At 72.8% G+C, this 4,899-nt stretch carries 4 protein-coding genes; 1 reads left to right on the top strand and 3 read right to left on the bottom strand.

Features of this window, described 5'->3' with window-relative positions; genetic code table 11:
* Positions 1-938 (top strand): acetate/propionate family kinase (locus HMPREF3105_RS06670; protein WP_070709022.1); only part of this gene is annotated, 938 nt, incomplete at its 5' end.
* 128 nt (positions 939-1,066) lie between these two features.
* Here HMPREF3105_RS06670 and HMPREF3105_RS06665 read toward each other — a convergent pair.
* From HMPREF3105_RS06665 to HMPREF3105_RS06655, 3 genes are read right to left on the bottom strand one after another with little or no spacing between them, the layout of a single operon-like run.
* Positions 1,067-2,821 (bottom strand): dipeptide ABC transporter ATP-binding protein, encoded by a 1,755-nt coding sequence (locus HMPREF3105_RS06665; RefSeq protein ID WP_070709021.1) that lies wholly within the window; start codon positions 2,819-2,821, stop codon positions 1,067-1,069.
* Between the two features lie 2 nt (positions 2,822-2,823).
* Positions 2,824-3,816 carry an ABC transporter permease gene (locus HMPREF3105_RS06660; RefSeq protein WP_070709020.1) on the bottom strand — a complete coding sequence of 331 codons (993 nt, stop codon included), beginning with the start codon at positions 3,814-3,816 and terminating at the stop codon, positions 2,824-2,826.
* Entirely contained in the window at positions 3,813-4,817 is a 1,005-nt protein-coding gene (locus HMPREF3105_RS06655) for an ABC transporter permease (protein ID WP_069941074.1), read from the bottom strand. Before HMPREF3105_RS06655 ends, HMPREF3105_RS06660 begins: the two co-directional genes overlap by 4 nt.
* Positions 4,818-4,899: the final 82 nt, after the last annotated feature.

Genomic DNA, 4,899 nt, shown 5'->3' with positions numbered 1-4,899 from the left:
ACGCCGCCGGCCACCGCGTGGTCCACGGCGGCGAGCGGTTCACCGCCCCGGCCCGGGTGACCAACGAGGTGATCCGCGCGATCGAGCGCCTCGCCCCGCTGGCCCCGCTGCACAACCACGCCGCCGCCCAGGGGCTGCGCGCCATGGCCGAGCGCTGGCCGGACATGCCCCAGGTGGTCGTGTTCGACACCTCGTTCCACCAGACCATGCCCCGCGAGGCCTGGCAGTACGCCCTGCCGGACGAGGTCTACACGGAGCACGGCATCCGCCGCTACGGCTTCCACGGCACGAGCCACGACCTCGTCACCGGCCTCGCCGCGGAGCATCTGGGCATCCCGCGGGGGGAGTTCCGGGCCGTGGTGCTGCACCTGGGCAACGGCGCCTCCGCCACCGCCATCCGCGACGGCGTCTCCGTGGACACCTCCATGGGCTACACCCCGCTGGCCGGCCTGGTGATGGGCACCCGCTCCGGCGACCTGGACCCCTCCGTGGTCACCCACCTCATGCGGAACCACGGCTACGACGCCGAGGAGCTGGACACCCTCATGAACAGGCGCTCCGGCCTGCTGGGCCTGGCCGGGGAGGCGGACATGCGCCAGGTGCTGGAGAACGCCGCCTCCGGGGACGGCCGCGCCCGCAACGCCCTGGACGTGGCCTCCTACCGGCTGGCCAAGTACGTGGGCGGCTACCACGTGGCCGTGGGCGGGGCGCAGGCGATCGTGTTCACCGCCGGGATCGGCGAGAACTCGGCTCCGTTCCGGGCGCGCGTGCTCGACCGGCTCGGGGCGCTCGGGGTGGCCTACGACGCCGAGGCCAACCGCGCCCGCGTGGCCGGGCCCCACACGATCTCCGCGCCGGAGTCGGCGATCCCGGTCCTCGTGGTCCCCACGGACGAGGAGCAGGCGATCGCCCGCTTGACGTGGGAGCTCGCCCGCTGAGCACCGCGCCCGACCGTCCGACCGACGCCCAGCGACATCGCCGCCGGTCCGCCCGGCAGTGATGTCGCTGCGGCTCGGTCGACACGAACGGGGCGCTTCTGCACCCGACCGTCCGGCCCGGTCAGCGCTCAGACGTGGGTGCCGTCCGCCTCGACGGCGATGCCCAGCTCGTTGCCCGGGATCGAGGCGAGCAGGCGGCGGGTGTACGGGTGCCGGGGGTTGGTGAAGACCTCCTCCGAGCTGGCCGCCTCCACCACCTCGCCGTCCTTCATGACGCACACGTAGTCCGAGATGAGGCGCACCACCGCGAGGTCGTGCGAGATGAACAGGTAGCTCAGCCCCAGCTCCTCCTGCAGGCGCCGCAGCAGCGTGAGGATCTGGTCCTGCACGAGCACGTCCAGCGCGGAGACCGGCTCGTCGCACACGATCAGCTCCGGGTTCAACGCGAGCGCCCGGGCGATCGCCACGCGCTGGCGCTGCCCGCCCGAGAGCTCGGCGGGGTACCGACGGTGGAAGTGCGAGGGCAGGGCCACCTGGTCCATGAGCTCGAGCACGCGCGCCCGCCGCTGCCTGGCGTTGCCCCGCCGGTACGTCTGCAGCGGCTCCTCGATGATCCGGCCCACCGTGAACGAGGGATTGAGCGAGGAGAAGGGGTCCTGGAACACGGCCTGCACGCGCTGCCGGAAGTCCTTGAGCCCCTCCCCCTTCAGCGCCAGCACGTCCTTGCCCTCGAAGCTGATCTCGCCCGAGGTCGGCTCGATCAGCTTGAGCAGCATGCGCGCCGTCGTCGTCTTGCCGGAGCCGGACTCGCCGACGATCGAGACGGTCTTGCCGCGCGGGATCTTCAGGGAGACGTCCTTCACGGCGATGAAGTCCTCGTGCCCGCGCACGGGATAGACCTTGGTGAGGTCGCGGATCTCCACCAGCGGGGTGAGGTCCTGCTTCGCCAGGGCCACCGTGGTCAGGGCCGCCGTGTCGTCCTCGGCCAGTGCGACGGGCGCGGGATCGAAGGCCTCGGGCAGCAGGCGGGCCGCCGCCACCGACGGCGCGGCCGCCACGAGCGAGCGGGTGTAGGCGTGCTGCGGGTCCTCGAGGATGGCCCGCGCGTCGCCCGACTCCACCACGCGTCCGCGGTGCATCACCACGAGCTGCTGCGCGCGCTCGGCGGCGAGGCCGAGGTCATGGGTGATCAGCAGCACGGAGCTGCCGAGCTCGCGGGTCATCTCCTCGATCTGGTCCAGGATCACCTGCTGCACCGTCACGTCCAGGGCGGAGGTCGGCTCGTCCGCGATCAGCAGCTGCGGCCGGCACGCCAGGCCGATGGCGATCAGCACGCGCTGGCGCAGGCCGCCCGAGAGCTCGTGCGGGTACTGCTTGGCCCGCCGCGCCGGCTCGGGGATGCCGGCGCGCTCCATCACCTCGACGACGGCGGCCCCCACGTCCTTCTTCGTCGCCATGCCGTGGGTCAGCAGGGTCTCCCCGATCTGCTGACCCACCCGGGTCACGGGGTTGAGGTTGGACATCGGGTCCTGCGGCACCAGCCCGATCCGGCGGCCACGGATGCGGCGCATCCGCGACTCGGGCAGGCCCACGAGCTCCTCGCCCGCGAAGCGGACGGAGCCCGCCGTGACCCGGCCGTTGCCGGGCAGCAGGCCGATCGCGGCCATCGCGGTGGTGGACTTGCCCGAGCCGGACTCGCCCACGATCGCCAGCGTGCCGCCGGCCGGGAGCGTGAGGGACGCGCCCTCCACGGCCTGCACGGTGCCCTGCTGGGTGGTGAACTCCACGTCCAGGTCGCGGATCTCCAGCAGCGGGGCGCCGACCGCGGGGACCGCGGGCGCCGCGCCGGGGCCGGGCGCGCCGTCGTCGTGCTTGGGGTCCATGGTCAGCGCCTCCGGGAGGTCGGGTCGAGGGCCTCGCGCAGGGACTCGCCCAGCAGGGTGAAGCCGAGCGCGGTGATGGCGATGCACAGGCCGGGCAGGAACGCGAGCCACGGGTTGATGCCCAGCTCGGCCTGCGCGTAGGTGAGCATGCGGCCCCACTCGGCGGTCTCGGGGCGGCCGCCGCCGAGGCCGAGGAAGGACAGGGCGGCCGCGTCGATCACGGCCGTGGCCAGCGTGAGCGTGGCCTGCACGATCACGGGGCCCAGCGAGTTCGGCAGCACGTGGGACATCGTGATCCGCCCGCGCGAGAGGCCGAGGGTCTGCGCCGCGAGCACGTAGTCCGACCCCTTCTGCGTGAGCATCGAGGAACGCAGCAGCCGCGCGAACACGGGCACCTGCGCCACCCCGATCGCGATCATCACCGCGAACGGGGTCTGCCCGAGGATCGCCGCGATGGACACCGCCAGCAGCAGGTTCGGCACCGAGAGCAGGATGTCCACGACGCGCATCACCACGGAGTCCACCCAGCCGCCGAACGTGCCGGCCAGCAGGCCGAGCAGCATGCCGCCGGCCAGGCCGAACGCCGTCGAGATGACCCCGATGAGCAGCGAGGCCTGCGCGCCCCAGATCAGCTTGGAGAGCACGTCCCCGCCGAAGCGGTCCAGGCCCAGCGGGTAGCCGGCCACCTCGCCGGGGCCGGGCACGTGGGTGGGGCGAATCTCGCGCATGCCGGGTGTGGCCGTGCCCGCGTACGGGGCCAGCACCGGGGCGAGGACGGCCACGAGCACGAAGATCAGCACGATCACGGCGCCGGCGATCGCCGCCGGGTTGCGGCGCAGCCGCTGGAACGCGGCGCCCCACACGGAGGTGCCGCGCGCGTCCGCGGCGGCCTCGGTGGTCTCCTGGGTGGCCCCGGCCTCGACGGGCGCCAGCGCGTGGTCGACGGCGGGCTCGGTGGGTCCGCCGCCGGGGCTGGGGGGCAGGTTCACGCTCATGAGACACGCACCCTCGGGTCGATGAGGCCGTAGGAGACGTCCACGACCAGGTTGATCAGCGAGTAGAGCAGGGCGATGAAGATGATGAAGCCCTGCAGCACCGGGAAGTCGAGCTGGAAGATCGCCTGCGCGAGGAACCGGCCGATCCCGTTGAACGCGAACACCGTCTCGGTGAGCACCGCCCCGGAGATCAGCAGGCCCAGCTGCAGGCCGAGCGTGGTGCTCACCGGCAGCAGGGCGTTGCGCATGATGAACCGGTTTCGGATCAGGCGCGGGGCCAGGCCCTTGGCGCGGGCCGTGCGCACGAAGTCCGCGTCCTGCACGTCCAGCACGGAGGCACGGGTGATGCGCGCGATGATCGCCAGCGGGATGGTGCCCAGCGCGATGCCGGGCAGCACCAGGTGGGTCAGCGCGTTCAGGGCCGCGTCCCACTCCGCGGTGATGATGCCGTCCCACACGTAGAAGTTCGTGTAGTGGGTGGCGTCGATCCGCGGGTCCTGCCGGCCGTCCGTGGGCAGCCAGCCCAGCTTCACCGCGAACACCCACTTGAGGATGAACGCCAGGAAGAACACGGGCACCACCACGCCGACCAGGGACAGCACGACGGCGACGTCGTCCTGCCACCGGCCCACATGGCGGGCCGCCCAGTAGCCGAGCGGGATGCCGATGGCCACCGCGAACACGATCGCGAAGACCGAGAGCTCCAGCGTGGCCGGGAAGCGGTCCGCGAACTCCTCGACCACGGACCGGTTCGTCATGGTCGAGGTGCCGAAGTCGCCGCGCAGCAGCCGCCCCATGTAGGTGAGGTACTGCTCGAGCAGGGGCTTGTCGAAGCCGTACGCCGCGTTCACGCGGGCCACGGCCTCGGGGGTGGCGCGGTCGCCGAGCAGGGCGGTGGCGGGGCCGCCGGGCAGGCTGCGGACCCACACGAACAGCAGGACGGACAGTCCGAACAGGGTGGGGATCAGCAGCAGCAGGCGCTTGCCGATGAGTCTGAGCACGAGGGGCCTCCATGCCGGCGCGGGGGCCGGGCCGGTCGGTGCGAGGGACGGGCGGTGGCGGGCGGGCCGGCGACGACGGCGC

Origin of the sequence: Micrococcus sp. HMSC31B01, from assembly GCF_001816085.1 — a bacterium.
GTDB lineage: Bacteria > Actinomycetota > Actinomycetes > Actinomycetales > Micrococcaceae > Micrococcus > Micrococcus luteus.
This window is presented reverse-complemented; position numbering and strand designations above follow the sequence as displayed.